Here is a 26,512-nt window from a genome sequence, read left to right on the forward strand (position 1 = left end):
CCCGCCGCCCGCCGCCGCGCGGCCCGGCGCGGTGGCCGCCGCGCCGGCTACCAGCACCCCTCCCTCGACCTGCTGACGCCCGCCCCCCCCGCCAAGGCCCCGGCCATGAGCCCGGAGGCACTGTCGGAGACCGCGCGCGAGCTGGAGACGACCCTGCAGGATTTCGGCGTGCGCGGCGAGATCGGCCAGATGCGCCCCGGTCCGGTGGTGACTCTTTACGAGCTGGAGCCGGCGCCCGGCATCAAATCCTCCCGCGTCATCGGCCTCGCCGACGACATCGCCCGCTCCATGAGCGCCATCTCCGCCCGCGTCGCCGTGGTGCCGGGCCGCAATGCCATCGGCATCGAGCTGCCGAACCAGAAGCGCGAGAAGGTGCTGCTGCGTGAGCTGATCGCCACCAAGGATTTCGGCGACACCGGGCACAAGCTCGCCATCGCGCTGGGCAAGACCATCGGCGGCGATCCGGTGATCGTCGACCTCGCCCGCATGCCGCATCTGCTCGTGGCCGGCACCACCGGCTCGGGCAAGTCTGTGGCCATCAATACGATGATCCTGTCCCTGCTTTACCGGCTGAAGCCGGAACAGTGCCGGCTCATCATGGTCGATCCCAAGATGCTGGAGCTCTCCGTCTATGACGGCATCCCCCATCTTCTTGCCCCCGTCGTCACCGATCCGAAGAAAGCGGTGGTGGCGCTGAAGTGGGCGGTGAAGGAGATGGAAGACCGCTACAAGAAGATGTCGAAGCTGGGCGTGCGCAACATCGACGGCTTCAACGCCCGGGTGAGGGACGCCAGCGAGAAGGGCGAATCCATCGCCCGCACGGTGCAGACCGGCTTCGACCACGAGACCGGCGAAGCCATCTACGAGCGCGAGGAGATGAACCTCGAGCCCCTGCCCTACATCGTCGTCATCGTCGACGAGATGGCAGACCTGATGCTCGTCGCCGGCAAGGACATCGAGGGCGCCATCCAGCGCCTCGCCCAGATGGCCCGCGCCGCCGGCATCCATCTGGTGATGGCGACGCAGCGCCCCTCGGTGGACGTCATCACCGGTACCATCAAGGCGAACTTCCCCACCCGCATCTCCTTCCAGGTGACCTCGAAGATCGACAGCCGCACCATCCTCGGCGAGATGGGCGCCGAGCAGCTGCTGGGCCAGGGCGACATGCTCTACATGGCCGGCGGCGGCCGCATCAGCCGCGTCCACGGCCCCTTCGTCTCCGACGAGGAGGTGGAGAGCGTGGTGAAGCACCTCAAGGCCCAGGGCGCCCCAGCTTATGTGGAGGCAGTGACCGCCGAGGATGCGGAGGACGAGGACGGCGACGGCGCCGTGTTCGACAAGGGCGGCATGGGCGACGAGGGCATGGACCTCTATTCCCAGGCGGTGGCGGTGGTGATGCGCGACCGCAAATGCTCCACCTCCTATATCCAGCGCCGGCTCCAGATCGGCTATAATCGCGCGGCTTCGCTGGTCGAGCGCATGGAGAACGAGGGCCTCGTCGGCTCGCCCAACCACGCCGGCAAGCGCGAGATCCTGCTGCCCGAGCAGGCAGCCGAGTGAGCGTGCCGCGTCGTTTTCCCGCCTGAGCGGTTCCCGGTTCCGGTTGAAGCTTCGGCCCAACCGGAACAGAAGCGGCGCTGGGCGGTTTCTCCGGGCGTCGGCAAGGCCACAGGTTCGCCATAGCCCGGCCGCAAGTTGCGTATTAGAGCATTTTCAAGCGAAGTGGATTCCGGTTCGCGTGAAGAAAATGCGTATCGTCAGAAGCCTAGAGCATTTCCGGCGAACCGGAATTCGCCGGAAATGCTCTAGACCCCTGTTCATCCGATCAGCCCGCGCGGGGCGGGATCGGAGCGTCGGGAATGATCTTCCTGCCAGCGACACGCCCTGCGCCAGAGATGCCCATGATGCTCATCCGCTCCGCCGCCACCCGATTTGCCCGCAGCCCGAAGCGCGAGACCCGCGCCCTGTCGGAGAAGGCGCGCCGCGCCGCCGCCGCCGGCCTGCTGCTGGCGCTGGGACTGGCCGCGGCCGGCCCGGCCGTCGCGCAAACGGTGCAGCCCCCTGCCGACCTCCTGCGCACGCAGGGCCAGATGAAGAGCGCCGCCCCCGTGGCTGCGGCGCAGCCGGCCGATGGCCGCGCGCCGAAGGCGACGGTGGACCGCGTCACCAACTACTTCAATTCCGTGCAGTCCATGACCGGCACCTTCACCCAGATCGATCCGGACGGCTCCAAGCGCACCGGCGACTTCTACATGCAGAAGCCCGGCCGCGTGCGCTTCGAATACGATGCGCCGAGCCCGGTGGAGCTGATCTCCAACGGCCAGTCGGTGGCCGTGCGCGACCGCAATCTCAACACCCAGGACATCACGCCCCTGTCGCAGACGCCGCTGCGTTTCCTGCTCGCGGAACGCATCGACCTCGGGACCGAACCGCACGTGACCGGCATCTTCCAGGACGACCGCTTCGTGACGGTGGTGATGCAGGAAACCGTGCCCATGTTCGGCACCTACCGGCTCCTGATCCTGTTCGATGCCAAGACCTCGGCCCTCAAGCAGTGGGTCGTTACCGACCCGCAGGGCTATGACACGCAGGTGTCCCTGTCGAACATCCAGGTGAACAAGCGCCCCGACCCGAAGCTCTTCGTCATCAATTTCGAGCGGATGCTGCAGTGAAAGCTGGGGACGACTGCCCGCCCGCCGATCACATCTGCGTGCGTGCGCGGATGGCGGCGGAGAGTGTTCCCTCGTCGAGATAATCGAGTTCGCCGCCCACGGGCACACCCTGGGCAAGGCGCGTGACACGGGCTCCGGTGTCGCGCAGCACATCGGTCAGGTAATGGGCGGTCGTCTGCCCGTCCACCGTGGCGCCCAGTGCCAGGATGACTTCCGTGACGTCCTGATCGTGCACGCGGGTGACAAGGCTTGCGATGTTGAGGTCGTCCGGCCCCACCCCGTCCAGCGGCGACAGAACGCCTCCCAGCACATGATAGCGAGCGTTGAGGACGCCGGCGCGCTCCAGTGCCCAGAGGTCGCCCACGTCAGCCACCACCACCAGCATGCGTGCGTCCCGTGTGGGATCGGTGCAGACCGTGCAGGGGTCGGTCACGTCCACATTCCCGCAGGTATGGCAGGTGACGATCTTGCTGATCGCGTCGCCCAGGGCGGTCGCCAGCGGCGCCATCAGCGCCTCGCGCTTCTTGATGAGATGCAGTGCCACCCGGCGCGCCGAACGCGGGCCGAGGCCGGGCAGCCGGGCCAGAAGCTGGATCAGACGCTCGATCTCGGGGCCGGCGACGGCGCGTGGCATGGCATCCTCGTCCCCATCTCGCGGGAGACCCTCGGGCGTTCGGCGCCGCTCCGGAGAACCGTGCCGAACCGCAGACCTGAAGCCGCCCGTTGGCCGGAGCGGACCCGCCCCACCTAACGCGGTTCGCCCCGCCGCGCCAGCGTAAACGGCAGGACGTGGGGCCCCACGCTAGCGACAAGCTCAAGACCGCGGTTCGTTTCGCCAAAGCAGTCGGGGCAGGGGGCCGACGTGGGGGAAACCTCGGCCTCCATCGCAGCCGATAGTTGTACAAATCGACGCATGTACTTGTCGCGGACGCCGTAGAAGAACACGGCGTGGCGACCTCCCCCTAGTATCTCCCCGGCTATGGACGCACGGCCTTGCGCGCCGGCGAGCCGGGAACACTTCCAGGGTCCGTTGTTTTCATCTGTCGGCCTATCGATTCGCTGATCTGCCAAGGATCATCTCGTCGCGATGAACGCGCGACGGCGCCTCCTCGACAGCCGCAAACCCGCTCTATTGCTGGTTTTTGAAGAACTTTTGAGACCCGATTGTATTTATAAGACGAGGTGCTATAGATTAACCGTGAAACTTAGTCAGCCGATGCGGCGTCAGCCCCGGCGGAGCATGTGTCCGAGGCTCATCCTGAACCGGTCGCATTCCAGCCGCTTCCCGCATTGTCCGCGCGCCATAGCGAAGAACAGAAAGGGACTCCCGTGAGCGACTCCGCGTCCAATACTCCGTCGCCGAGCTTCATCGACTTCACTGCGGACATCGTCGCCGCGTATGTGAGCAACAACAGCGTCGCGGCCACCGAGCTTCCCGGTCTCATCGAGTCCGTCTATCGCGCCCTCGGCCAGCTCGGCACCCCGGCCGCGCCGCAGGTGGAAGAGCAGAAGCCGGCCGTCCCGCTGAAGAAGTCGGTGACGCCGGAATACATCATCTGCCTGGAAGACGGGAAGAAGTTCAAGTCTCTGAAGCGGCACCTGCGCACCAGCTACGGCATGACCCCCGAAGCTTACCGCGAGAAGTGGGGCCTGCCGAAGGATTATCCCATGGTCGCCCCGGCCTATGCTGCGGCCCGCTCCGAACTCGCCAAGAACATGGGCCTCGGCCAGACCCGCAAGAAGGCGCCCGTCGCCCCTGCGAAGAAGACCACCCGTCGCAAGGCTGCTGCCTGATTTTTTCAGATTTGGCCGCGTCCTCACAAGAAGACGCGGCCGGGATCTCAACGAAACAAGGCCGGGCAGATGCCCGGCCTTTTTCTTTGTCCAATCCTGTAAACGTCAATCCAGGCCGAGCTTGCGGCAGATCTCATCGAGCTGGTCGAGGCTCGCATAGCGGATGCGCAGCTCACCCGCCTCGCCCTTGCCCTCAAGACTGACGGCCAATCCCAGGGCATCGGCCAGCCGCTTCTCCAGCGCGCGGGTGTCCGCGCTCTTGCGCTCGGTGGCAGGGGCCGGCGAACTGCGCCCCGTGACCGGAGCAGGGGGCGTCTTCGCCTTGGACAGGGCCTCCACATCCCGCACCGTCAGGCCCTTGGCGATGACCTCACGAGCCACCTTCTCGGGATCGGAAACGGCGAGGAGGGCCCGCGCATGGCCGGCACTGAGCCGCCCCTCTGCCAGATGCCCCTTCACAGCTTCCGGCAGCTTCAGCAGCCGCAGCGTGTTGGCGATGTGGCTGCGGCTTTTCCCGATGACCTTGGAAAGCTCGTTCTGGTTGTATTCGAACTCGTCCATCAAGGCTTCGTAGCCCTGCGCCTCTTCCACCGGATTGAGGTCGGCGCGCTGGACGTTCTCGATGATCGCGATTTCGAGCGCCTCGCGATCGCTGAGGTCCAGCACCACCACCGGCACCTCGTGCAGGCTCGCCCGCTGGGCCGCCCGCCAGCGGCGTTCGCCGGCGACGATCTCGAAGGCGTCCGATCCCTTCAGCGGCCGCACCACGATGGGCTGGATGATGCCCTTCTCGCGGATGGAGGCGGTGAGATCCTCCAGACCCTCCTCCAGAAAGGCGCGGCGCGGGTTGCGCGGGTTCGCCTTCACCTGCTCGATGGGCACCCGTCGCGGGCCGCCACGCGTGCCCGAGCTGCGCGTCGGTGCCGCCTGCGGCTCCCCCATCTCGCCGATCAGCGCGGCAAGCCCCCGCCCCAGCCGGGAGCGCTGTTCATCCGCCATCTTCGTCCGGTCCCTCTGGTCTTCCCTCAGGCCGCTGCCGCTGCCCGTGCCGCCCGTTCGCGCTGGATCACCTCCGACGCGAGCCGCAAATAAGCCTGTGACCCCAAGCACTTGAGATCGTATAGCAGAACCGGCTTGCCGTAGGAGGGCGCTTCCGAGACGCGCACGTTCCGGGGAATGATGGTCTCGTAGACCTTGTCACCCATGAACTGCCGCACGTCCTGCACCACCTGCTCCGACAGGTTGTTGCGCCCGTCATACATGGTCAGCACGATACCGTGGATGGTGAGGCTGGGGTTCAGCCCCACCCGCACCTGCTCCACCGTCTTCATCAGCTGGGAGAGACCTTCCAGCGCGAAGAACTCGCACTGCAACGGCACCACGATCGCGTCCGCCGCCGCCATGGCGTTGACGGTGAGGAGCGACAGGGACGGGGGGCAGTCCACCAGCACATAGGAAAAGCGCGGCGCCTCGGGATCGGCCGCGAGCGCCCGGAGTGCGTCCCGCAGGCGATAGGCGCGATCGCGCTCGGCGGCGATCTCCAGCTCCAGCCCGGACAGGTCGAGGGTGGAGGGCGCCACATAGAGCTGCGGCACGCCGGTCGGCATCACCGTCTCGCGCATGGTGGCTTCACCCACCAGCACGTCATAGGTGGAGACGTTGCGGGAGCGGCGATCGATGCCGAGACCCGTGGAGGCGTTGCCCTGGGGGTCAAGGTCCACAACCAGCACGGTCTCGCCGATGGCCGCCAGCGCGGTGCCGAGATTGATCGCTGTCGTGGTCTTGCCCACGCCGCCCTTCTGATTGGCGAGCGCCAGCACGCGCGGCGCGCCGGCCGGCAGGGAAAGATCGGCTCCCGAGGAATAATCAGCCTGGCTCATGGCCCGTGGTCCCCTTGGATCTGGTTCCGCAGGGCGCGACCCCGCGGATGAGAACGTCCACCTGGCGGCGCCGGCCTTGTCGGCGCGCCTTCCCGGCGGGGTGGCTATTTGCTGCTGCGCCTGGCGCTCCTCACGAGAAGAACCCGCGCCTCTCGGTCGCTGACGCTGGCGCGAAGATCGCAATCGAGTGTCCAGCCTTTGCGGGCTTCGGTCAATTCGCGTTCGGCGTCGCGGCCCTTGGGAAACACCCCGAGCGCACCGGCGGAAAGGAACGGCTCCGCCAACTCCAGAAGCTTGGGAAGAGGCGCCAGCGCACGCGCGGACACCACTTGCGTTTCCGGCGCAAGTGCCTGCGCGACCTGCTCGATTCGCTGGGCGTGAACCCGCACCGGCAGCTCCGCCACCCGCGCCGCCTCGCGCAGGAAGGCGGACTTGCGGGTGTCGCTCTCCACCAGATGGACATCCGCGCCCGGCCGCTCCGCCAGAACGGCGGCAACCACGAGACCGGGGAATCCGCCACCCGATCCCAGATCCACCCACCTGATCGCGTCCGCCGGAACATGGTTAATCAATTGCAACGAATCAGCGATGTGCCGGCTCCACACCTCCGGCACGGTCGCAGGGGCAACGAGATTGATGGTCTTCTGCCACTTGCGCAGCAGCTCGGCGATGAGGTCGAGGCGGCGGAATGTTTCACGTGAAACCAGCCGCTCGACAGCAGCACGCGCCGCGTCGTCGCCTCCCGCGCCAGCCCCCTTCATCGGCGCACCTCCATCCCCGTGATCCACAGCCCGAACGAACCGATCATGCGGAGCGTCCGCCCGCCCGACGCGCATGGGTGGCGATGAGCGCGAGCGCGGCCGGGGTCATTCCCTCCATGCGCCCCGCCTGTCCGACGGTGCGCGGGCGCACCCGCTCCAGCTTCTGCTTCAGCTCGTTCGAGAGACCCGGCAGATCGGCATAGGACAGCTCTTCCGGCAGAGCGAGCGCCTCGTCCTTCCGCAGCGTGTGGATGTCCGCGGCCTGCCGTTCCAGATAGACAGCATACTTCGCGTCGATCTCGACCTGCTCGGCGATTGTCGGCGGCAGCGCGGAGAGTTCCGGCCAGATCATCGCGAGCCGCGCCATGTCGATGTCGGGGTAGGCGAGAAGGTCGAAGGCGCTCCGGCGCTGGCCGTCGCGGTTCAAGGCAAGGCCGTGTCGCGCGCCTTCCGTCGGCGTGAGGGACAGGTCACGGGTGAGGGCGCGCGCCGCCTCCAGCGTGTGCGTGCGCGCGTTGAAATGCGCCAGCCGCTCGGCGCCGACCAGCCCCAGCGCAGCACCGCGGGCGGTCAGGCGCTGGTCGGCATTGTCGGCCCGCAGGGTCAGCCGATATTCGGCGCGGGAGGTGAACATGCGATAGGGCTCGCTGACACCGCGTGTCACGAGGTCGTCCACCATCACGCCCAGATAGGCCTCGGCCCGGTCGAGCACGACGCCGTCCGATCCGTCCGCGCGGCGGGCCGCATTCAGCCCGGCGAGCAGGCCCTGCGCGGCGGCCTCCTCATACCCCGTGGTGCCGTTGATCTGGCCGGCGAGGAAGAGGCCCGCCACGCGCTTCGTCTCCAGCGTCGGCGCAAGCTCGCGCGGGTCCACATGATCGTACTCGATGGCATAGCCGGGCCGCATCACCGCCACCTGCTCCAGACCGGGGATGGTGCGCAGAAAGGCGATCTGCACATCGGCCGGCAGGGAGGTGGACAGGCCATTGGGATAGACGGTGGGATCGTCCAACCCCTCCGGCTCCAGGAAGATCTGGTGGCCGTCGCGATCGCCGAAGCGAACGATCTTGTCCTCGATGGAGGGGCAATAGCGCGGCCCGGTGCTGCCGATGCGCCCGGAATACATGGCCGAGCGGGAGAGGTTCTGCCGGATCAGCTCGTGGGTCACATCGGTGGTGCGGGTGATGCCGCATTCCACCTGGGGGTTGGGCAGCCGCGTGGTGAGCGCGGAGAAGGGCTCGGGTGGATCGTCGCCGGCCTGCATCTCCAGGCTCGCCCAATCGATGGTCCGGCCATCGAGCCTTGCCGGCGTACCGGTCTTGAGGCGGCCGAGCGCGAAGCCGAGACGCGAGAGGGCAGGGGAGAGGCCGAGCGCCGGCTTTTCGCCCATGCGCCCGGCGGGATAGCTGTCCTCGCCGAGATGGATCAAGCCGTTGAGGAAGGTGCCCGTGGTGAGCACCACCGCGCCGCAGGCGATCTCCCGCCCGTCGGCGAGCCGCAGCCCCGCCACGCGACCATCCTTCACGAGAAGGTCGTCGGCCTCGCCTTCCACCACGTCCAGTCCCGGCTGTTCGGCCAGAGCCTGCTGCATGGCGCGGGCATAAAGCTTGCGGTCCGCCTGCGCGCGCGGCCCCCGCACGGCCGGGCCCTTCCGGCGATTGAGAACGCGAAACTGGATGCCGCCCTGGTCCGCGACCCGGCCCATCAACCCATCCAGCGCATCGATCTCGCGCACCAGATGGCCCTTGCCCAGGCCGCCGATGGCGGGGTTGCAGGACATGGCGCCGATGGTGGCCTGCGCGTGGGTGACAAGCGCAGTGCGCGCGCCGACCCGCGCCGCGGCGGCGGCGGCTTCGCATCCGGCATGTCCGCCGCCCACGACGATGACATCGAAGGCGAGCGGGTGGGTCGTTCCGTTCATGGTGGTCCGGGACAGAGGGATATTGCCCCTCTGGAAACGCCCCTTCTTGGGCGCCGTCAAGGCTGGGCGGAATGTTTCACGTGAAACACGCCGGCCCGGCGCTCATTTGCCGATGCAGAAGGTGCTGAAGAGGCGATCGAGCACGTCCTCCACATCCACCCGGCCGATGGTCTGGTCGAGCGCCCGCACCGCGAGGCGGACATCCTCGGCTCGCAGCTCCTCATGCGCGCGATGCCCGTCCATGGCCCGCTCCAGATGGCGGGCCGCATCTTCCAGGGCGAGACGCTGGCGCTCCCGCGTCACCAGCGCCGGCTCTCGGCCGCACAGCGCCTCGGCCCGCGCCGCAATGGCCGCAACAACATCCTCGACCCCGTCTCCGTTGACGGTGGAGAGGCCGATGAAGCCGTGTGGCACAGGCCCGCCCCGGTCGATCTTCGTCCGCACGCATACGGCGGCGGCGAAGGCGGCGGGCGGCGGAGTCCCCTCATCGCTGAGCCAGAGCACCGCGTCCGCGACCTCCGCACGGGCGAGCGCCCGGCGCACGCCCTCGGCTTCCACAGCGTCTACCGTCTCGCGCAGGCCGGCCGTGTCGAGCAGCGTCACCGCCTGGCCCGCGAGTTCCAGATGCACCTCCAGAACGTCGCGCGTCGTCCCGGCGATGGGGGAGACGATGGCGGCATCACGCCCAGCGAGGCGGTTCAGCAGAGAGGATTTTCCCGCATTGGGCGGGCCGGCGATGGCCACCACGAGTCCATCCCGCACCCGCTCGCCACGCGCCGCATCCGCCAGCGCCGCAAGCAATTCGCGATGGAGACCGCCGATGAGGTCCAGCGCCGGCCGGGCCACATCCTCCGCCACATCCGCTTCGTCGGAAAAGTCGATGCCCGCTTCCAGAAGGGCGAGGGCGGAGACCAGGCCCTCCCGCCAGGCCGTCACGCGGCGGGAGAGAGTGCCGGAGGCGAGCGCCATGGCCTGCCGGCGCTGCGCCTCTGTCTCGGCGGCGATGAGATCGGCGAGGCCTTCCACCTCGGCAAGGTCCAGCTTGCCGTTGACGTGGGCACGCCGGGTGAATTCGCCGGCGTCCGCCGGACGGAGACCGGGAAGCGAACCGAGGGCGCGCAGCACCGCCGCCACCACTGCGCGCCCGCCATGAAGATGCAGCTCCACCACATCCTCCCCCGTGGCGCTCGCCGGGCCTGGGAAGAAGAGCACCAGTCCGCGATCCAGCTCCTCGCCCGTCGCGGGATGATGAAGGGCGGAATAGCGGGCCACGCGCGGCGGGGGCAGGGCGCCTGAGAGCGCCAGCGCCGCGGCGCCGGCCTCCGGCCCCGAAAGGCGGAGCACGGCGACGCCAGCCGGCAGACGCCCGGACGACAGAGCGAAGATGGTATCGCTGGTGGTTTCACCGGACATGGCCTGATCCTCCAGACGAGTGGCTGCGGATTTGCACGGCGTCCTGAACCAGATGCCCCGCACCCCGTTTCTTCGCCCGAACCTTTATCCTGCGATCACGTTGCCTTCAAAGCCGGCCGAAGCCGAAGGATTTCCGACATGAGCCTCAATCGCCTGTCCCGCGAGACGAGCCCCTATCTGCTCCAGCACAAGGACAATCCGGTGCATTGGTGGCCCTGGGGGGAGGCGGCGTTCGCCGAGGCGCGCGCCACCGGCAGGCCCGTCCTCCTGTCGGTCGGCTATGCGGCCTGCCACTGGTGCCATGTGATGGCCCACGAGAGCTTCGAGAATCCCGAAATCGCTGCCCTGATGAACGCGCTGTTCGTGAACATCAAGGTGGACCGGGAGGAGCGGCCGGACGTGGACCAGATCTACATGTCCGCGCTCCAGCAGCTGGGGCAGAGCGGGGGGTGGCCGCTCACCATGTTCCTCGATCCCGAAGGCCGGCCGTTCTGGGGCGGTACCTATTTTCCCCCCAAGGCGAGCTATGGCCGGCCCGGCTTCACCGAGGTGTTGCAGCAGGTCTCATCCGTCTTCTCCGAGAGCCCGGAGAAGGTGGAGAAGAACACGCAGGCGATCCTCGCCCGGCTGAAGAAGGCGGCCCAGCCGACGGAAGGCGTCGCCATCGGCATGGACGATCTCGACGATGCCGCCCGGCGCCTCGTGCCCTTGATCGATCCAGTGCATGGCGGCCTGAAGGGCGCGCCGAAATTCCCCCAGTCGGGCCTGCTCGAACTCCTCTGGCGCGCCGGCACCCGCAATCGCGACGATGCCATGAAGGCGCTGGTCGCGCTCACGCTGAACCGCATGTGCGAGGGCGGCATCTACGATCATCTCGGCGGCGGCTTCGCCCGCTATTCGGTGGACGAGATCTGGTTCGTCCCACACTTCGAGAAGATGCTCTACGACAACGCGCTGCTGCTGGAGCTGCTGGCGCTCGCCTATGCCGACACCGGCGACACCCTGTTCCTCAGGCGTGCCCGCGAGACGGTCGGCTGGCTGAAGCGAGAGATGCTGGCCCGCTCCGGCGCCTTCACGGCGAGCCTCGATGCCGATTCGGAAGGCCACGAGGGGCGCTTCTACGTCTGGTCTCTGGCGGAGATCGAGGAAGTGCTGGGGGCTGAGGACGCCACCTTCTTCGCCCGCATCTACGACGTGACGAAGGCCGGCAACTGGGAGGAAGGAAACATCCTCAACCGCACCGATGCCGGCGTGATTTCCCCCGAGGACGAGGCGCGGCTCGTGCCCCTGCGCGAAAAGCTGCTCGCGCGCCGGGCGGGGCGGGTGCGGCCGGGGCGGGACGACAAGGTGCTGGCCGACTGGAACGGCCTGATGATCGCCGCGCTCGCCCGCGCCGGTGCCTTCCTGGGCGAGGAGGAATGGATCGGTCTCGCGCGCACGGCCTTCGGCGCGGTGACGGCGCACATGGTGAAGGACAGCCGGCTCGCGCACTCCTGGTGCGGGGACAAGATGGTGATGCCGGGCCTCGCCTCCGACCTCGCGGCCATGGCCCGCGCCGGCATCGCGCTGGCCGAGGCGACGGGGGACAAGGCGCCCTTCCGACTGGCGGCAACCTTCCTCGATGCGCTGGAAAAGCACCACCTGGACCCCGCCACGGGGACCTACTTCCTCACCGCGGACGACGGGGACAGCCTCATCGTGCGGCCCTCGGCGACCCATGACGAGGCAGTGCCGAACTACAATGCGGTCGCCGCCGATGCCCTCATCCGGCTTGCGGCCCTCACCGGGGATGACAGTCTGCGCATGCGTGCGGACCGCATTCTCACCGGCCTGTCGGGCGCGGCCGCGCGCAACGTGCTCGCCCATGGCGCCACCCTGAACGCCATCGCCACGCGTCTCGGCCTCGCCGAGATCGTCACCACCGGTGCGAAAGGGGAGGCGCTGGCCCAGGCTGCGCTCAAGGTCCCGTTCCCGCTCCGGGTCGTGGTGCGCGCCGAAGGGGTGGCGGCGCCTGTCGGAAGCGTCACGGCAGCCCGGATCGCGTCCGCCCCTGAGGGGGGAGCGGCCTTCGTGTGCGTCGGAGAGCGCTGTTCACTGCCCGTGACCGAGCCGGACGGGATAAAGGCGGCAGTGGCGGCGATTTTGGGCTGAAAGCCCCATTGCGAGGCGCCACCGGAAGACCCCGCCCTCTAAAATCGCCTGGGAGAGTCACCAGCGGGTGGGAAAAACCGGATGACCAACGAGCCGGACCGATGGCAATTTCGCCGCCAGAGGCCTTCCCAATCGATCAACTTTTGATTGAAATTCGGTTGTAAAAATCATCTCTGGCTGCAGACGTCACCGACTCAGCTCGCCGTCTTCTCCGCTGCGGGCGTGTCGGCATATTTCAGCCAGATCGCCTTCTCACCCAGTGCCGCGACGAAGGCGGCATGAGCCTCCGATTCGGCCGCACTGATTCGCGCGGGTAGCGGAACGGGGCGGGGGTGTGCGGCGCGCGCCTCGACCACCAGGCGCGGCGCCTCGGTGCTTTCCTCCACCAGGCCGATGAGGGTCGCCTGCCGTCCGCCGAGCAGTTCGCTATAGACCTCGGCCAGAAGCTCGGCATCGAGAAGCGCGCCATGCTTCACCCGACGCGACGAATCGATGCCATAGCGGTTCATCAGGTCGTCGAGACGATTGCCGCCGCCGGGATGCTTGCGGCGAGCCAGCGCCAGCGTGTCGATCACCCGGTCGCGGGCGATGGACGGGCGGCCGAGGCGCTCCAGCTCGGCATTCAGGAAGCCGATGTCGAACGCCGCGTTGTGGATGACCAAAGTATCTTCCTGGATGAACTCCAGGAATTCATCAGCAACTTGCGAGAAGATCGGCTTGTCGGACAGAAATTCCGCCGACAAGCCGTGCACGTTGAACGCCTCCTGCGGCATGTCCCGCTGGGGGTTGATATAGACGTGGAAGACGTTGCCGGTGAGGATGCGATTGACCATCTCGACGCAGCCGATTTCCACCAGCCGATCGCCGCCATAGGCCTCGAGGCCCGTGGTCTCGGTGTCGAGCACGATCTCGCGCATGGCTTCCCCTCACCCCTTCCGCCGGCCCGGCCCCGACAAAGCGCGCACGATGCCGGCCACCTGATGTTCGGCGGCGGCAAAACCACGCCCGGTATCGATGACGAAATGGGCGCGGCGACGCTTCTCGCCGTCCGGCATCTGCTTGGCGAGAATGGTCGCGAATTTCTCGTCCGTCATGCCCGCGCGGGCGAGCACGCGCTCGCGTTGCACAGCTTTCGACGCGCTGACCACAGCTACGGCATCCACCCGTCTGTCTCCGCCCGTCTCGAACAAAAGCGGAATGTCCAGAACAGCCAGACGCGCTCCGCTCGCCCGCGCCTTGGTGAGAAAAGCCGTCTCGGCTTCACGCACCAAAGGATGGACGATGGCTTCCAGCCGCTTCATCGCCTCCGCGTCACCGAGCACCTGGGCGCCCAGCGCCGCACGATCAATGACACCGTCACGGGCCACGCCGGGAAAAGCCGCCTCGACCGGTGCCACCGCCGCACCCCGATAGAGCGTGTGGACCGAAGCATCGGCATCATGCACCGGCACGCCCAGCGCCCGGAACATCTGCGCGGTGGCTGACTTTCCCATGCCGATGGAGCCCGTAAGGCCGAGCACCCACATCTTTCAGGCCTCCAGCTGCCCCTTGGCGCGAAGGTCTTCCACCAGAACCGCCCGCAGCTCCGGCGTGACCTCGGGTGTCACGCCGAACCAGCGGCGGAAACCGGGTACGCCCTGGTGCAGCAGCATGCCCAACCCGTCGACGGTGCGGAAGCCAGCGGCGGACGCAGCTTTGAGCAACGGCGTCATGAGCGGCACATAGACAATGTCGCTCACCACCGCCTCGGGGCGCAGCCGGCCAAGATCGAGCGTCAGCGGGTCCGATCCCTTCATGCCCAGCGAGGTGCAGTTCACGAGGATATCCGCCTCGCCCATCACCTCGGCGATGCGGTCGAAGGCGAGCGGGCGCACGCGCGGCCCGAAGAGGGATGCCACCGTCTCGGCCCGCTCCAGCGTACGATTGGCCAGCACCACCCGGTCGAAGCCTCGGCCGACCAGCGCATGGACCACCGCGCGCGAAGCCCCGCCGGCGCCGATCACCAGCGCGCAGTTGCGGGCGCCGTCCCAGCCGGGAGCGGAGGCATCGAGATTGGCGATGAAGCCATAGCCGTCCGTGCTCGCCCCGTGGAGCTTGCCGCCCTCCAGCCAGAGGGTATTGGCCGCACCCAAGGCGGCCGCGCTCTCATCCGCCTCGTCGAGGACGGAAAAGGCGATCTCCTTGTTGGGCAGCGTGACGTTGCAGCCGGCATAGCCGCGCGCGGCGAGGCTCCGGTAGAAATCCGCCGCCGTCTCCGGCGGCACCTCCTCGCGCTCGTAGGCGCCATCGATGCCATAGGCCTTCAGCCAATAGCCGTGCAGCAGCGGCGAGCGGGAATAGGTGACGGGCTGGCCGGTGACACAGGCCCGAACCGTCATGGCAGCAGCCCCTGCTCGCGGAAGAAGGGCAGAAGCTGCAGCAGCGGCAGGCCGAGAATGGTGAAGTGATCTCCATCCACCCGGGTGAAGAGATGCACCCCCACCGATTCCAGCTGATAGGCGCCGACCGAGGTCAGAACCCGGGGACCGGCCGCCGCAAAATAGGCGCTCAAGGTCTCTTCGGTGAGCGGGCGCATGGTGAGAAAAGCACTCACCACCGTATCGAACAGCACCTCTCCGTCGCACGCCACGGCGACCGCCGAATGCAGCGCATGGGTCTGGCCTGCGAGTTCCAGCAGTTGCTTGCGGGCAGCCTCGACCGAGACCGGCTTGTGGTAGATTTTCGGCCCCAGCGCCAAGGTCTGGTCGGCACCCAGCACGAGCCGCCCCTGCGCGGCCTTCGATCCCGACAACGCTTTCGCCCGCGCGAGCAGAAGGGCGATGCCGGCCGGATCCATTTCACCGGCGGCGTCCTGGAGGGCGCGTTCGTCCACGTCGGCAGCCACGGTTTCCACGGGCAAGCCCGCATGCACGAGAAGGGTCAACCGGGTCGCGCTTTTGGACGCGAGCACGAGCGGCTGTTCGCCACGCCACACGATCGTCTCTCCTCTGTTGCGCTGCCGTCAAAAAATGACGCACTGCGCTGATCTCACGCCTGCGTCCGCGATGCAAACCAAAGCGCAGCCCGATCGGGCGCCACGCCTCAGCTTTGGCGGCCTCAGGTTTCAGCGATGGAGCGGCGCCGGTGATCGCTGTAGAGGCTGAGGATGTTGGCCGCGGTTTCCTCGATGGAGCGACGCGTGACATCGATCAGCGGCCATCCGTTGCGCGCGCACAGGCGGCGGGAGAAGGCCAATTCCTCGGAAACCGCCTCACGGTCGGTATAGGTCGATGATCCCGTCTCCACGGCATTGAGCCCCAGCAACCGGTTCTGGCGGATCTCGACGATGCGTTCCGGGCTGGCGACGAGGCCCACCACCAGCGGCTTCTTCAGCTTCTCGATGTTCGGCGGCAGCGGGACGTTGGGCACGAGGGGGATATTCGCCGCCTTGATCCCCCGGTTCGCGAGATAGATGGAGGTCGGCGTCTTGGAGGTGCGGGAGACGCCGAGCAGCACCACGTCGGCATGCTCGAGGTCTTCGGTGAGATGCCCGTCGTCATGCATGACGGTGAAGTTGAGGGCGTCGATGCGCTTGAAATAGCTGGCATCCAGCGCGTGCTGGCCACCCACCCGCGGCGTCGGCTCACCACCGAGATAGGACTGGAACAGCCGGACCACGGGCGCCATCACCGAGAGATGCGGCAGGCCCAGCTCTTCGCAGCGCGAGCGCAGACGGCTGCGGATGTCCTTGTCCACCAGAGTGAAGAGGACGATGCCGGGATTGGACTCCACCTCGATCAGCACCCGCTCCAGCTGCTTCATGGAACGAACCAGCGGGTAGACGTGTTCGATGGGCAGCACGTTCGCATATTGCGCGCTGGCCGCCCGGCCAACGTTGATCAGGGTTTCGCCCGTGGCGTCCGACACGAGGTGGAGGTGGAAATAGGCCTCGCCAGGCTTCGACTGAGTCACTTTGTCCACCGCTCCTGTGGAAGGCTGTTGAGGAAGGCACGCGTTCTGGCCCCTTGCAAGGGCGGCCTCTGGATAAGTCCGAAATCCATCCACACGATCACCCTGCGGGAGAGATTCCCATCCCGCCCTGTGCGTCGATGTGGACGGGTTTCCGCAGGGGGTGCGTTAATCCTTTGTTAACCTGCCTTTCGCCGGCTTCGCATCCGCGGCAAGTCGCGTGTCGGCTATGGGTTCCGCTGTGGATCGGTTGTCGACGAGCCGGCAACTGGTTAATCAACCGTTAAGACAACAAAGACTCTCTCTTTTAAAAATATCTCTCTTTGATTGAAGGAACGGGATGGACCGCTCTCCAGCCACGCGATCGCGCTTCCTTTCGGTTCTCGACGGCACGATCCAGGACCCGCCTCCGCTCTGGATGATGCGTCAGGCCGGACGCTATTTGCCGGAGTACCGTGCCGTGCGGGCGGAGGCCGGCGACTTCCTGACCCTGTGCTACACGCCGCGCCTCGCCGCCGAGGTGACGCTCCAGCCCATCCGCCGCTACGGCTTCGATGCGGCCATCATCTTCTCGGACATCCTCGTCATCCCCCATGCGCTCGGCACGGGATTGCGCTTCGAGGCCGGCGAAGGTCCGCGCCTGACACCGGTTGCGGATCGCGCCGCGCTGTCTGCACTGTCGGATACGCTCGATCCGGCCAAGGTGGGGCCGGTCTATGAGGCCATCGCCGACGTGCGAGCCCAGCTTCCCACCGAGACGGCGCTGATCGGCTTCTGCGGCGCACCGTGGACGGTGGCGACCTACATGGTGGCGGGGCAGGGCACGGACGATCAGGCGCCGGCGCGCCTCCTCGCCTTGCGTGAGCCGGAGCTGTTCCAGGAGCTGATCGATCGGCTGGTGGAGGCCTCCATCACCCATCTGTCGGGACAGGTGGAAGCCGGTGCCGACGCGGTGCAGATTTTCGACACCTGGGCGGGCGTGCTCGACCCGGCCTCTTTCGAGCGCTGGTGCGCTGAACCCCTGCGCCGCATCGTCGCGGGGCTCAAGGCGAAGCATCCTTATGTCCGGATCATCGCCTTTCCCAAGGGGGCGACCCTTGAGGCGCTGGAGGCGCTCGCCGACGTGGGCATCGACGGCATCGGTCTCGACTGGTCCGCTGATCGCCGTGCGGCACGCCAGCGGCTTTCCGACGACGTGGCGCTCCAGGGCAATCTCGATCCGCTGCGGCTGATCGCCGGCGGTGCCGCGCTGGAGGAGGAGGTGGAGCGCATCCGTGCCGATTTCGACGGGGTGCGCCACATCTTCAACCTCGGCCACGGCATCCGTCCGGAGACGCCGCTGGAGCATGTGGAAAAGTTCGTCGAGCTGGTGCGCCGCGCCCGCTGACCGGGACAGATAAGGCCTTTGTTTCAATGCTCTATGAGTGGATCAAGGCGCTGCATATCATCGCCGTCATCGCGTGGATGGCGGGGATGCTCTATCTGCCGCGCCTCATGGTCTACCACTGCGCCGCCGAGATCGGCTCGGTGCAGTCGGAGACCTTCAAGGTCATGGAGCGCCGCCTGCTCAAGGCCATCATCAACCCGGCGATGATCGTCACCTGGCTGGCCGGCCTGTGGCTCGTGTACGAGGGCGGCTGGTACAAGGCGGGCTGGTTTCACGCCAAGTTCGCACTGGTGCTGGCCATGTCCGCCATGCACGGTTTCCTGGTGCGCTGGGTGCGCGAATTCGCCGAGGACAGGAACACCCGGCCGGCGCGCTTCTACCGTATCGCCAACGAGGTGCCGACGCTGCTGATGATCGCCATCGTCATTCTGGTGGTGGTCAAACCGTTTTGATCCGACCCACGCCTTTAGGGGGACTTGCGCACCCCTGAAGGCACGCCTATCTTGCGCGTGCTTTCCCAAACGCAGGCGAACGCGCTTCCTTTCGGTCCGGCATCCGCTCGTGGCGTCGTCTTGAAGACGCTGTCCTGGTGGAGCCGTCTTGGTCCGGCCGGCGCGTCAGGCGGCGAGCTGCGTGCCCCCGGCTTCCCCTGAAGACCTGCGATCCCGTCCTTCCCCCCACGAGCCGACCCCGATCCTGACCGATCGGCACCCGGCCCCCCAATACCCATCGAGGCTTTCCCTTATGCGGGAAGTGAAACTTCAAGACCTCAAGTCCAAGACCCCCGTCGAGCTCCTCGCCTTCGCCGAGGAGAATGAGGTGGAAAACGCCAGCACGCTCCGCAAGCAGGAGCTGATGTTCGCGATCCTCAAGCAGCTGGCCGCCACCGAGACGGAGATCATCGGCGAGGGCGTCGTCGAGGTGCTGCAGGATGGATTTGCCTTCCTGCGCTCTCCCGAGGCCAATTATCTGCCCGGTCCGGACGACATCTACGTCTCCCCCTCCCAGATCCGCCGCTTCGGCCTGCGCACCGGCGACACGGTCGAAGGGCAGATCCGGAGCCCCAAGGAGGGCGAACGGTATTTCGCGCTGCTCAAGGTCAACACGATCAATTTCGAGGACCCTGAGAAGTCGCGGCACAAGATCAATTTCGACAATCTGACGCCGCTCTATCCCGACGAGCGGCTGAAGCTTGAGCACGATGAGCCGACCGGCAGCAAGAAAGACTTCTCGCCGCGCATCATCGACATCGTGGCGCCCATCGGCAAAGGCCAGCGTGGCCTGATCGTGGCGCCGCCCCGTACCGGCAAGACGGTGCTCCTGCAGAACATCGCCAAGTCCATCACCGCCAACCATCCGGAATGCTTCCTGATCGTGCTGCTCATCGACGAGCGGCCCGAGGAAGTGACCGACATGCAGCGCTCGGTGAAGGGCGAGGTGGTCTCCTCCACCTTCGACGAGCCGGCCGTGCGCCACGTGCAGGTGGCCGAGATGGTCATCGAGAAGGCCAAGCGCTTGGTCGAGCATGGCCGCGACGTGGTGATCCTCCTGGATTCCATCACCCGCCTCGGCCGCGCCTACAACACCGTGGTGCCGTCCTCCGGCAAGGTGCTGACCGGCGGCGTGGACGCCAACGCCCTCCAGCGGCCCAAGCGCTTCTTCGGCGCGGCGCGCAACATCGAGGAAGGCGGCTCCCTCACCATCATCGCGACCGCCCTCATCGAGACCGGCTCGCGCATGGACGAGGTGATCTTCGAAGAATTCAAGGGCACCGGCAATTCGGAAGTCATCCTGGACCGCAAGGTCTCCGACAAGCGCGTGTTCCCGGCCATCGACATCACCCGGTCCGGCACCCGCAAGGAAGAGCTGCTGGTTCCCGCCGACACGCTCAAGAAGATGTATGTCCTGCGCCGCATCCTGAATCCGATGGGCACCGTGGACGCCATCGAGTTCCTGCTCGACAAGCTGCGGCAGACGAAGACCAACCAGGACTTCTTCGACTCCATGAATACCTGAGCGGAACACCTGAGCGCTCGTTCACGAGCGTTCATTCCCTCAAAAGGGGCCGGGTCAGCCCGGCCCTGTCCCCGCGGAACAAATGGCCAACCGAAACCGGCGTGTGATTCGCGCGCCTTTCGTTCCGCCCCTGTTCGGTGAAGCTGGAGCGGGGCGTGTCAATTCGGGACGATCCCGGATAGCTCCCTTCCCGTTTCGCGGCGTCCTCCCTATCTTGAGAGAAACCGGCGGGTTTTCCCCGCACCGTTTCTTTTGAGGATTGGCCATGTTCATCCAGACGGAAACCACGCCGAACCCGGCGACCCTGAAGTTCCTGCCCGGCCGTTCGGTGCTGGGCGAGGGCGTTCTCGATCTGCGCTCGGCCGAGGATGCCGATCTCTCCCCGCTCGCCCAGCGCCTGTTCGACGTGCGCGGCGTGTCGGCGGTGATGCTCGGCTCGGACTTCGTGACCGTGACCAAGGCTGACAGCGAGTGGCCGCAGATCAAGCCGGCCATTCTCGGCGCCATCATGGAGCACTTCATGTCCGGCGCTCCGGTCCTGTCCGAGGGCGTGAAGCCGGATGTCAGCGACGGCGATGAGTTCTTCGACGCCAAGGACGGCGAGATCGTCGCCACCATCAAGGAGCTGCTGGAGACGCGCGTGCGCCCGGCGGTCGCCAATGATGGCGGCGACATCACCTTCCGCGGCTTCGAGAATGGTGTGGTTTTCCTCAACATGAAGGGCTCCTGCTCGGGCTGCCCCTCCTCGACGGCCACGCTAAAGAACGGCATCGAGAACCTGTTGAAGCATTTTGTGCCGGAAGTGGCGGAAGTCCGGGCTGTCTGACGACGCGGACCCGGTTTGACGGTATTCGGGAACGGTCTCATTAACCTTTCCCGAAAGTGAGCGTGCCGGGTCGCTTCCCCCCGCCACGGTTTCGGTTGATCGTGGCGGCGATCGGGGTGCCCGCGTTCATGTATGTCCTCGCCATAGACACGGCGCTTGCCGCCTGCTCCGCCGCGGTGCTCGACACCGAGACGGACAGCATCGTCTCGGGCGATTCGCTGCTCATGGAGCGGGGACATGCGGAGACGCTGATCCCCTTGGTGGAGCAGGTGATGAGCTCCGCCGGCATCGATTTCGAGCACCTCGCCCGCATTGCCGTCACGGTGGGACCCGGCAGCTTCACCGGGCTTCGGGTGGGCCTGTCCGCCGCCCGCGGCTTCGGCCTCACCTCTAATCGGCCGGTGGTGGGCGTGACGACGCTGGCCGCCCTCGCCGCACCCTATCTTGCCCATGACGATGCCGTGCCGGTGGTGTCCGCCATCGATGCCCGCCACGGCCATGTGTTCCTCCAGATGTTTGGTGTCGGCGGACGCACGTTGATCGCCCCGCGCATCACCAGCGTGCGGGAGGCGGCGCGCTCCGTGGCCATCGGTGCGGTGCGGATCGTTGGCTCCGGGGCCAATCTCGTGGCCGATGCCTGGCCGCCGTCTGAAAAACTGCCGGAGCTGGTCGACGATACGCCGGCCCCCGACGTGGCATGGGTTGCCCGTCTCGGTTCCGTCGCCGATCCCGAAGCGGCCGCGCCGCGCCCGCTCTACCTGCGGCCCCCCGATGCCAAGCCGCAGGACAAGGCCCGCATCGCCCGCCGATGAAACGCCTGCTCGACCGTCTGTTCCCGCCCCGCCCGCCACTGCTGCGGGCCGCGACCGCGGCGGATATCCCCCATCTTACCGCCATCCACGCCCGCGCCTTCGCGCGCGGCTGGGACGCCGACGAGTTCGAGCGGCTGCTTGCCGACCGCGCCGTGCGCGCCCATGTGGCGACGCTTGGCCCCCGCAAGCCGCCGGTGGGCTTTATCCTGTCCCACTGCGTGACGCCCGAATCGGAAATCCTGACCGTCGCCGTCGTCACCGACCGCCGCCGCCGGGGCGTTGGCCGGGCGCTGGTCTCCTTCCACCTGGCCCGCCTCGCCGCCGAAGGCGTCTCCACCTCTTTCCTGGAGGTGGAGGAAGGCAATGCAGCCGCCCGTACGCTTTATGCGCGCCTTGGCTATGGCGAGGTGGGCCGGCGCAGGGGCTATTATGCGGGCGGCGCCGACGCGCTGCTGCTGCGCCGCGACTTTTGAGCTTCGGCAAGTGAGCCTTGGCAAGCCTTTGTCCGCCCCCTTGCGGCGCGGAAGCGGCGGCGCGATAAGGCAGAGGAATGTCCCTGGGTCGTCGCGGAGGTCCCGCTTGAGCGGAAAGATCAGCCTCATTGAGGAAGCCTGCCTCGCCAAGGGCATGCGGATGACCGAGCAGCGCCGGGTCATCGCCCGCGTGCTGTCCGGCGCGCAGGATCATCCCGACGTGGAAGAGCTGCACCGCCGCGCCGTGGCCATCGACGACAACATCTCCATCTCCACGGTCTATCGCACCGTGAAGATGCTGGAGGACGCCGGCATCATCGAGCGGCACGATTTCGGCGACGGCCGGGCCCGCTACGAGCAGATGCCCGACGAGCACCATGACCACCTGATCGATCTCAGGTCCGGTCAGGTCATCGAATTCCGCTCCGAGCAGATCGAGGCGCTGCAGGAGCAGATCGCTCGCGAACTCGGCTTCAAGCTCCGTGGCCACCGCCTCGAGCTCTATGCGGTGCCGCTCGACGAGGACGAGAAGCAGTGACGCCTCCCGGCGGGCGACCGTCGGCGCCCGCTTCCAGCGACGGTCATTTGTTGCCGCCCCTCGGGCCGGAGCAGCCCGCCCTTTCGCGCCTGATGGACCGCCTGCGGCTTGCCGGCGTGCTCAGCGTGGTCGGCGGGGTGACGCTGGTCGGCATTCCCCTTCAGTGGATCTCGCTGAAGCTCGGTCTCGATGCCCGCCGCCACATTCCGCGGCTCTATCACCGCATCCTGCTGCGGCTCATCGGCGTGCGGGTCCATGTCCGCGGCACGCCGGCTGCGGACCGTCCGCTGCTGATCCTCGCCAATCACGCCTCCTGGCTCGACATCCCCGTGGTCGGCTCGCTCACGCCTTTGTTCTTCGTGGCCAAGAGCGAGGTATCCGGCTGGCCGCTCATCGGCCTTCTCGCCAAGTTCCAGCGCACCGTCTTCGTGGATCGCCAGCGCCGCCATGCCACCGGCGCGGTGAACCGGGAGATTGCCGATCGCCTCGCCGATGGCGACCCCGTGGTGCTGTTCGCCGAGGGCACGTCGAGCGACGGCAACCGCGTGCTGCCATTCCGCACCGCCCTGGTGGGCGCTGCGCGCGAGGCCTTCGCCGCCGGGGCGGAGGTGGTGGTGCAGCCCCTCGCCGTGTCCTATGTCCGGCTTCAGGGCCTGCCCATGGGCCGCAGCCATCGGCCCGTGGCCGCTTGGTTCGGCGATATGGAGCTGGCCCCGCATCTGATGGACGTGCTGCGCCACGGCGCCATCGATGTGGAAGTCACCTTCGGCGCGCCGGTGCGGCTCGATGCCGCCCACGACCGCAAAAGCGTGACGCGCGAGAGCGAGGCGACGGTGCGCCGGCTGTGCGCCAGCGCCCTCGCCGGCCGGGCGGCAGATGCTGACGCGTCGGGCCCCTTGCCGGACGCCCGCACCTCCGGCATCAACCGGTCATGATCTCGCTCGCCGCCATCGGCTTCGGCTATTGCGCCCGGCACCTGTTGGCCGAGGATCGCGCGGCGTTTGGCCGCGTCATCGGCACAGCGCGGAACACGGCCCGCCTCTCCACCTTTCCGCCCGACGTGGAGGCTTTCGCCTTCGATGGCAGGACGCTTGGGGATGGTCTCGCGGCGGCTCTGGGCGATGTCCAGATTCTGCTGGCGTCCGCTCCACCGGACGATCGGGGCGACCCTATCCTGTGTTGCGCCGCGGAAACCCTCGCCGCCGGCCGCCTGCGGCAGGTGGTCTATCTCACCACGCTCGGGGTCTACGGGAACCACGACGGGGCCTGGGTGGACGAGGCGACCCCGCCGCGCGCGGGCAGCGCGCGCCTCGAACGACGGCTGAAAGCGGAAGCGGATTGGCAGGCCTTCGGCCGCAGGCACGGCGTCCGGGTCGCGGTGCTGCGCCTTGCCGGCATATATGGACCCGGGCGCAACGCGATGGTTCAGCTGCGCGCGGGCGAGGCCCGGCGCATCGACAAGCCGGGGCAGGTGTTCAACCGCATCCATGTGGACGATATCGTCTGCACGATCCGGGCGGCGATCGCGCACCGTTACGACGGCATCCTCAACGTCACCGATGATCTGCCCGCCCCGCCCGGCGATCCCATCGCCTATGCTACGGAGCTGCTGGGGATGGACCCACCGCCGGCGATTCCCTTCGATGAGGCGGCGCGGGAGATGAGCCCCATGGCCCTTTCCTTCTGGTCCGGCAACAAGCGCGTCGGCAATGCCCGGCTCAAGGAAGAACTGGGGGTGACGCTGCGCTATCCCACCTACCGCGAGGGGCTATCCGCGCTCCACGCGGCGGGCGCTTGAGCGCAGGTTCTAGCGCCGCACGAAGGTGAGGTAGGTGGGTACGCGGCCCTGCGTGATGGCCTTGGCCTCGTATCGCGTGCCGGGCCAGAACGGATAGGGCTTGCGCCAGTCGTCGGCCCGCTGCGCCGTCCATGTGAAGGCGCCGTGCGCACGCACATGGGCAAGGGTCCAGCCCACATAATGCGGCACGTCGGACGCGAAGCGGAACACGCCGCCGGGGCGGATGACACGGGCCAGCCGGTCGAGATTGTCGGGACGCACGAAGCGCCGCTTCCAATGCCGCTTCTTCGGCCACGGATCGGGATAGAAAAGATCGACGCCATCGAGGCTTGCCGTGGGCAGCCGGTCGAGCAGCAGCGCCGCGTCGAGGTCGAAGACCCGCACGTTGGCGAGACCGCGGGCGTCGAGATCCACCAGCATCCTGGCAAGGCCGTTGAGGAAGGGCTCGGCCCCGATGAAGCCCATCTCGGGCCGTCGGGCCGCGTGGTCGATCAGGTGCTCGCCGCAGCCGCAGCCGATTTCCAGCCAATATCCCTGCCTCGGTTCGGGAAAGAGGCTGGCGGGAACGGACGCCGCGTCGAGATCGACCTTGTAGCGCGGCAGCAGATGCGTGAGGGCGTCCTGCTGCAGCCCACGCAGCGTCTTGCCGATGCGCCGGCCATAGAAGGCGCCACGCGCCTCAAAGTCCGTGGCGGCGGCGGGGAGGGGCGCGGACTGGATTTGGTGTTCGCTCGGCTGCTGGCTCATGGGGTCATGCTGAAAAAGGCACCGGCCGGACTGCAGGGCAATCCGGCCGGTGGGTCAACACAGATGGGTCAAGATGCGACGGTGGCAGCCCCTGAGGGCTCAGGCCACCGCAGCCTTGAGCGCGTCCACGAGATCGGTCTTCTCCCAGGAGAAGCCGCCGTCCGCTTCCGGCGCGCGGCCGAAATGGCCATAGGCAGAGGTGCGGGCATAGATGGGCTTGGTGAGGCCGAGATGCTCGCGGATGCCGCGGGGGCGCAGGTTCATCACCTCTCGCAGCACCTTTTCAAGCTTCGCCTCGTCCACCTTTCCGGTGCCGTGCAGGTCCACATAGACCGCCAGCGGATCGGACACGCCGATGGCATAGGCGAGCTGGATGGTGGCGCGGTCGGCGAGATCGGCGGCGACCACGTTCTTCGCGAGGTAGCGCGCGGCATAGGCGGCCGAGCGGTCCACCTTGGTCGGGTCCTTGCCGGAGAAGGCGCCGCCGCCGTGGGGCGCGGCACCGCCGTAGGTGTCCACGATGATCTTGCGGCCGGTGAGGCCGCAGTCGCCATCGGGGCCGCCGATGACGAACTTGCCGGTGGGGTTGACGTGCCAGACCGTGGCGTCGGTCACCCAGCCGTCCGGCAGGGTCTTCTTGATGTAGGGCTCGACGATGGACTTCACGTCATGGGACGTGAGGTGCTCATCCAGGTGCTGGGTCGACAGCACGATCTGGGTGACGCCGACCGGCTTGCCGTTCTCGTACTGGACGGTGACCTGGCTCTTGGCATCGGGGCCGAGCGCGTGGGTCTCGCCGGAGTGGCGAGCTTCCGCCAGCACTTTCAGGATCTTGTGGGCATAATAGATGGGAGCGGGCATCAGCTCCGGGGTCTCGCGCACGGCATAGCCGAACATGATGCCCTGGTCGCCGGCGCCCTCGTCCTTGTTGCCGGCGATGTCCACGCCCTGCGCGATGTCCGCCGACTGGGCGTGCAGCAGGACGTCGATGTCGGCCGTCTCCCAGTGGAAGCCGGCCTGCTCGTAGCCGATGTCCTTGATGGCAAGGCGCGCGGCGTGGGACAGGAGGTCCCGGGTGATCGAGGACGGACCACGGGTCTCGCCAGCGATCACCACCTTGTTGGTGGTGGCGAGCGTCTCACACGCAACGCGGATCTGGCTCGGGTCCCAGCCCTCGGTTTCCGCAGTGCGGAAGAAAGTGTCCACCACTTCGTCCGAAATCCGGTCGCAGACCTTGTCCGGATGCCCTTCGGAAACCGATTCACTCGTGAACAGATACGATTGACGCGCCATGTGACGGCCCCTTTTGCGCCCGCGCCGCGGTGCGGCCGCCCTTTGTGGCAACGCAGCGGCGGGCGGTCAAGGTCGTCAGCGC

26 protein-coding genes are annotated in these 26,512 nt (G+C 67.3%); 13 read left to right on the forward strand and 13 right to left on the reverse strand.

The features are described from left to right. A partial coding sequence (locus ACE3QW_RS25090; RefSeq protein WP_374254818.1) for a DNA translocase FtsK occupies nucleotides 1-1,560 on the forward strand: 1,560 nt, incomplete at its 5' end. Nucleotides 1,561-1,901: 341 nt separating this feature from the next. Further along, entirely contained in the window at nucleotides 1,902-2,672 is a 771-nt protein-coding gene (locus tag ACE3QW_RS25095) for an outer-membrane lipoprotein carrier protein LolA (RefSeq protein ID WP_374254820.1), read from the forward strand. A gap of 28 nt (nucleotides 2,673-2,700) precedes the next feature. Here the strand turns inward: ACE3QW_RS25095 and recR are convergent, their stop codons facing one another. Further along, nucleotides 2,701-3,306, reverse strand: coding sequence for a recombination mediator RecR (gene recR / locus ACE3QW_RS25100; RefSeq protein WP_029556322.1), 606 nt, complete (start codon nucleotides 3,304-3,306; stop codon nucleotides 2,701-2,703). A 695-nt stretch (nucleotides 3,307-4,001) separates the two neighbouring features. On the opposite strand from recR, the gene ACE3QW_RS25105 reads away from it, so the two are divergent. Beyond that, complete coding sequence (locus tag ACE3QW_RS25105; RefSeq protein ID WP_024281441.1) at nucleotides 4,002-4,466, forward strand: MucR family transcriptional regulator; 465 nt, start codon at nucleotides 4,002-4,004, stop codon at nucleotides 4,464-4,466. Between the two features lie 105 nt (nucleotides 4,467-4,571). On the opposite strand, the gene ACE3QW_RS25110 is transcribed toward ACE3QW_RS25105, so the two are convergent. The 5 genes from ACE3QW_RS25110 to mnmE all read right to left on the reverse strand — a co-directional run bounded on the left by ACE3QW_RS25110 (nucleotide 4,572) and on the right by mnmE (nucleotide 10,441). Further along, nucleotides 4,572-5,465, reverse strand: coding sequence for a ParB/RepB/Spo0J family partition protein (locus tag ACE3QW_RS25110; protein ID WP_374254822.1), 894 nt, complete (start codon nucleotides 5,463-5,465; stop codon nucleotides 4,572-4,574). A gap of 26 nt (nucleotides 5,466-5,491) precedes the next feature. Further along, nucleotides 5,492-6,346, reverse strand: a complete 855-nt coding sequence (locus tag ACE3QW_RS25115) for a ParA family protein (RefSeq protein WP_024281439.1) — start codon at nucleotides 6,344-6,346, stop codon at nucleotides 5,492-5,494. A 104-nt stretch (nucleotides 6,347-6,450) separates the two neighbouring features. Next, on the reverse strand, nucleotides 6,451-7,107 hold the full coding sequence (rsmG, locus tag ACE3QW_RS25120) for a 16S rRNA (guanine(527)-N(7))-methyltransferase RsmG (RefSeq protein ID WP_374254823.1): 657 nt from the start codon (nucleotides 7,105-7,107) through the stop codon (nucleotides 6,451-6,453). 43 nt (nucleotides 7,108-7,150) lie between these two features. Then, nucleotides 7,151-9,028, reverse strand: a complete 1,878-nt coding sequence (gene mnmG, locus ACE3QW_RS25125) for a tRNA uridine-5-carboxymethylaminomethyl(34) synthesis enzyme MnmG (RefSeq protein ID WP_374254825.1) — start codon at nucleotides 9,026-9,028, stop codon at nucleotides 7,151-7,153. Between the two features lie 102 nt (nucleotides 9,029-9,130). Then, the gene (gene mnmE / locus ACE3QW_RS25130) at nucleotides 9,131-10,441 is read right to left on the reverse strand and encodes a tRNA uridine-5-carboxymethylaminomethyl(34) synthesis GTPase MnmE (RefSeq protein WP_374254827.1); all 1,311 of its coding nucleotides are present in this window, start codon (nucleotides 10,439-10,441) and stop codon (nucleotides 9,131-9,133) included. Nucleotides 10,442-10,579: 138 nt separating this feature from the next. Here mnmE and ACE3QW_RS25135 point away from each other — a divergent pair, with 138 nt between their 5' ends. Beyond that, nucleotides 10,580-12,592: a thioredoxin domain-containing protein gene (locus ACE3QW_RS25135; protein ID WP_374254829.1), complete on the forward strand. Its 2,013-nt coding sequence runs from the start codon at nucleotides 10,580-10,582 to the stop codon at nucleotides 12,590-12,592. A gap of 194 nt (nucleotides 12,593-12,786) precedes the next feature. Here the strand turns inward: ACE3QW_RS25135 and dnaQ are convergent, their stop codons facing one another. The 5 genes from dnaQ to ACE3QW_RS25160 form a co-directional block, all read right to left on the reverse strand. After that, nucleotides 12,787-13,509: a DNA polymerase III subunit epsilon gene (gene dnaQ, locus ACE3QW_RS25140; protein ID WP_374254831.1), complete on the reverse strand. Its 723-nt coding sequence runs from the start codon at nucleotides 13,507-13,509 to the stop codon at nucleotides 12,787-12,789. 9 nt (nucleotides 13,510-13,518) lie between these two features. Beyond that, complete coding sequence (coaE, locus tag ACE3QW_RS25145; protein WP_374254833.1) at nucleotides 13,519-14,118, reverse strand: dephospho-CoA kinase; 600 nt, start codon at nucleotides 14,116-14,118, stop codon at nucleotides 13,519-13,521. A 3-nt stretch (nucleotides 14,119-14,121) separates the two neighbouring features. Then, entirely contained in the window at nucleotides 14,122-14,970 is an 849-nt protein-coding gene (locus tag ACE3QW_RS25150) for a shikimate dehydrogenase (RefSeq protein WP_374254835.1), read from the reverse strand. Then, complete coding sequence (locus ACE3QW_RS25155; RefSeq protein ID WP_374254836.1) at nucleotides 14,967-15,566, reverse strand: Maf family protein; 600 nt, start codon at nucleotides 15,564-15,566, stop codon at nucleotides 14,967-14,969. The genes ACE3QW_RS25150 and ACE3QW_RS25155 overlap by 4 nt, the downstream gene beginning before the upstream one ends. Nucleotides 15,567-15,688: 122 nt before the next feature. Next, nucleotides 15,689-16,543, reverse strand: coding sequence for a pyruvate, water dikinase regulatory protein (locus ACE3QW_RS25160; protein WP_250165499.1), 855 nt, complete (start codon nucleotides 16,541-16,543; stop codon nucleotides 15,689-15,691). Nucleotides 16,544-16,880: 337 nt separating this feature from the next. Between ACE3QW_RS25160 and hemE the strand changes: the two genes are divergently transcribed. The 9 genes from hemE to ACE3QW_RS25205 all read left to right on the forward strand — a co-directional run bounded on the left by hemE (nucleotide 16,881) and on the right by ACE3QW_RS25205 (nucleotide 24,390). Further along, a complete protein-coding gene (gene hemE, locus ACE3QW_RS25165) occupies nucleotides 16,881-17,927 on the forward strand; it encodes a uroporphyrinogen decarboxylase (RefSeq protein WP_374254838.1) in 1,047 nt (348 codons plus the stop codon). Between the two features lie 26 nt (nucleotides 17,928-17,953). After that, nucleotides 17,954-18,379 (forward strand): protoporphyrinogen oxidase HemJ, encoded by a 426-nt coding sequence (hemJ, locus tag ACE3QW_RS25170; RefSeq protein ID WP_374254840.1) that lies wholly within the window; start codon nucleotides 17,954-17,956, stop codon nucleotides 18,377-18,379. Between the two features lie 292 nt (nucleotides 18,380-18,671). Then, complete coding sequence (gene rho / locus ACE3QW_RS25175; protein ID WP_024281427.1) at nucleotides 18,672-19,943, forward strand: transcription termination factor Rho; 1,272 nt, start codon at nucleotides 18,672-18,674, stop codon at nucleotides 19,941-19,943. Nucleotides 19,944-20,208: 265 nt separating this feature from the next. Continuing rightward, a complete protein-coding gene (locus ACE3QW_RS25180; protein ID WP_024281426.1) occupies nucleotides 20,209-20,769 on the forward strand; it encodes a NifU family protein in 561 nt (186 codons plus the stop codon). A gap of 128 nt (nucleotides 20,770-20,897) precedes the next feature. Beyond that, the gene (gene tsaB, locus ACE3QW_RS25185) at nucleotides 20,898-21,581 is read left to right on the forward strand and encodes a tRNA (adenosine(37)-N6)-threonylcarbamoyltransferase complex dimerization subunit type 1 TsaB (protein ID WP_374254920.1); all 684 of its coding nucleotides are present in this window, start codon (nucleotides 20,898-20,900) and stop codon (nucleotides 21,579-21,581) included. Further along, the gene (locus ACE3QW_RS25190) at nucleotides 21,578-22,054 is read left to right on the forward strand and encodes a GNAT family N-acetyltransferase (protein WP_374254843.1); all 477 of its coding nucleotides are present in this window, start codon (nucleotides 21,578-21,580) and stop codon (nucleotides 22,052-22,054) included. Before tsaB ends, ACE3QW_RS25190 begins: the two co-directional genes overlap by 4 nt. A 154-nt stretch (nucleotides 22,055-22,208) precedes the next feature. Then, a complete protein-coding gene (locus ACE3QW_RS25195) occupies nucleotides 22,209-22,592 on the forward strand; it encodes a transcriptional repressor (protein ID WP_374254922.1) in 384 nt (127 codons plus the stop codon). 47 nt (nucleotides 22,593-22,639) lie between these two features. Then, nucleotides 22,640-23,527 (forward strand): lysophospholipid acyltransferase family protein, encoded by an 888-nt coding sequence (locus tag ACE3QW_RS25200; RefSeq protein WP_374254845.1) that lies wholly within the window; start codon nucleotides 22,640-22,642, stop codon nucleotides 23,525-23,527. Continuing rightward, nucleotides 23,524-24,390, forward strand: coding sequence for an NAD-dependent epimerase/dehydratase family protein (locus ACE3QW_RS25205; protein ID WP_374254846.1), 867 nt, complete (start codon nucleotides 23,524-23,526; stop codon nucleotides 24,388-24,390). Before ACE3QW_RS25200 ends, ACE3QW_RS25205 begins: the two co-directional genes overlap by 4 nt. Nucleotides 24,391-24,399: 9 nt before the next feature. Here the strand turns inward: ACE3QW_RS25205 and ACE3QW_RS25210 are convergent, their stop codons facing one another. Together ACE3QW_RS25210 and metK are read right to left on the reverse strand one after the other, a co-directional pair. Continuing rightward, on the reverse strand, nucleotides 24,400-25,137 hold the full coding sequence (locus ACE3QW_RS25210) for a tRNA (guanosine(46)-N(7))-methyltransferase TrmB (RefSeq protein WP_374254847.1): 738 nt from the start codon (nucleotides 25,135-25,137) through the stop codon (nucleotides 24,400-24,402). Nucleotides 25,138-25,236: 99 nt separating this feature from the next. Further along, nucleotides 25,237-26,430, reverse strand: coding sequence for a methionine adenosyltransferase (gene metK / locus ACE3QW_RS25215; RefSeq protein ID WP_029556340.1), 1,194 nt, complete (start codon nucleotides 26,428-26,430; stop codon nucleotides 25,237-25,239). Nucleotides 26,431-26,512 lie beyond the last annotated feature (82 nt).

This window comes from Xanthobacter sp., assembly GCF_041911315.1.
GTDB lineage: Bacteria > Pseudomonadota > Alphaproteobacteria > Rhizobiales > Xanthobacteraceae > Xanthobacter > Xanthobacter aminoxidans.

What these genes read in the sequence shown, in the direction of transcription:
- mnmG (WP_374254825.1), bottom strand. Translation starts at nt 9,028, where the DNA reads ATGAACGGAACGACCCACCCGCTCGCCTTCGATGTCATCGTCGTGGGC.
- ACE3QW_RS25205 (WP_374254846.1), top strand. Translation starts at nt 23,524, where the DNA reads ATGATCTCGCTCGCCGCCATCGGCTTCGGCTATTGCGCCCGGCACCTG.
- ACE3QW_RS25110 (WP_374254822.1), bottom strand. Translation starts at nt 5,465, where the DNA reads ATGGCGGATGAACAGCGCTCCCGGCTGGGGCGGGGGCTTGCCGCGCTG.
- tsaB (WP_374254920.1), top strand. Translation starts at nt 20,898, where the DNA reads ATGTATGTCCTCGCCATAGACACGGCGCTTGCCGCCTGCTCCGCCGCG.
- hemE (WP_374254838.1), top strand. Translation starts at nt 16,881, where the DNA reads ATGGACCGCTCTCCAGCCACGCGATCGCGCTTCCTTTCGGTTCTCGAC.
- ACE3QW_RS25095 (WP_374254820.1), top strand. Translation starts at nt 1,902, where the DNA reads ATGATGCTCATCCGCTCCGCCGCCACCCGATTTGCCCGCAGCCCGAAG.
- ACE3QW_RS25180 (WP_024281426.1), top strand. Translation starts at nt 20,209, where the DNA reads ATGTTCATCCAGACGGAAACCACGCCGAACCCGGCGACCCTGAAGTTC.
- ACE3QW_RS25210 (WP_374254847.1), bottom strand. Translation starts at nt 25,137, where the DNA reads ATGAGCCAGCAGCCGAGCGAACACCAAATCCAGTCCGCGCCCCTCCCC.
- coaE (WP_374254833.1), bottom strand. Translation starts at nt 14,118, where the DNA reads ATGTGGGTGCTCGGCCTTACGGGCTCCATCGGCATGGGAAAGTCAGCC.
- hemJ (WP_374254840.1), top strand. Translation starts at nt 17,954, where the DNA reads ATGCTCTATGAGTGGATCAAGGCGCTGCATATCATCGCCGTCATCGCG.
- dnaQ (WP_374254831.1), bottom strand. Translation starts at nt 13,509, where the DNA reads ATGCGCGAGATCGTGCTCGACACCGAGACCACGGGCCTCGAGGCCTAT.
- mnmE (WP_374254827.1), bottom strand. Translation starts at nt 10,441, where the DNA reads ATGTCCGGTGAAACCACCAGCGATACCATCTTCGCTCTGTCGTCCGGG.
- ACE3QW_RS25150 (WP_374254835.1), bottom strand. Translation starts at nt 14,970, where the DNA reads ATGACGGTTCGGGCCTGTGTCACCGGCCAGCCCGTCACCTATTCCCGC.
- ACE3QW_RS25195 (WP_374254922.1), top strand. Translation starts at nt 22,209, where the DNA reads ATGCGGATGACCGAGCAGCGCCGGGTCATCGCCCGCGTGCTGTCCGGC.
- rho (WP_024281427.1), top strand. Translation starts at nt 18,672, where the DNA reads ATGCGGGAAGTGAAACTTCAAGACCTCAAGTCCAAGACCCCCGTCGAG.
- ACE3QW_RS25190 (WP_374254843.1), top strand. Translation starts at nt 21,578, where the DNA reads ATGAAACGCCTGCTCGACCGTCTGTTCCCGCCCCGCCCGCCACTGCTG.
- rsmG (WP_374254823.1), bottom strand. Translation starts at nt 7,107, where the DNA reads ATGAAGGGGGCTGGCGCGGGAGGCGACGACGCGGCGCGTGCTGCTGTC.
- metK (WP_029556340.1), bottom strand. Translation starts at nt 26,430, where the DNA reads ATGGCGCGTCAATCGTATCTGTTCACGAGTGAATCGGTTTCCGAAGGG.
- ACE3QW_RS25135 (WP_374254829.1), top strand. Translation starts at nt 10,580, where the DNA reads ATGAGCCTCAATCGCCTGTCCCGCGAGACGAGCCCCTATCTGCTCCAG.
- ACE3QW_RS25115 (WP_024281439.1), bottom strand. Translation starts at nt 6,346, where the DNA reads ATGAGCCAGGCTGATTATTCCTCGGGAGCCGATCTTTCCCTGCCGGCC.
- recR (WP_029556322.1), bottom strand. Translation starts at nt 3,306, where the DNA reads ATGCCACGCGCCGTCGCCGGCCCCGAGATCGAGCGTCTGATCCAGCTT.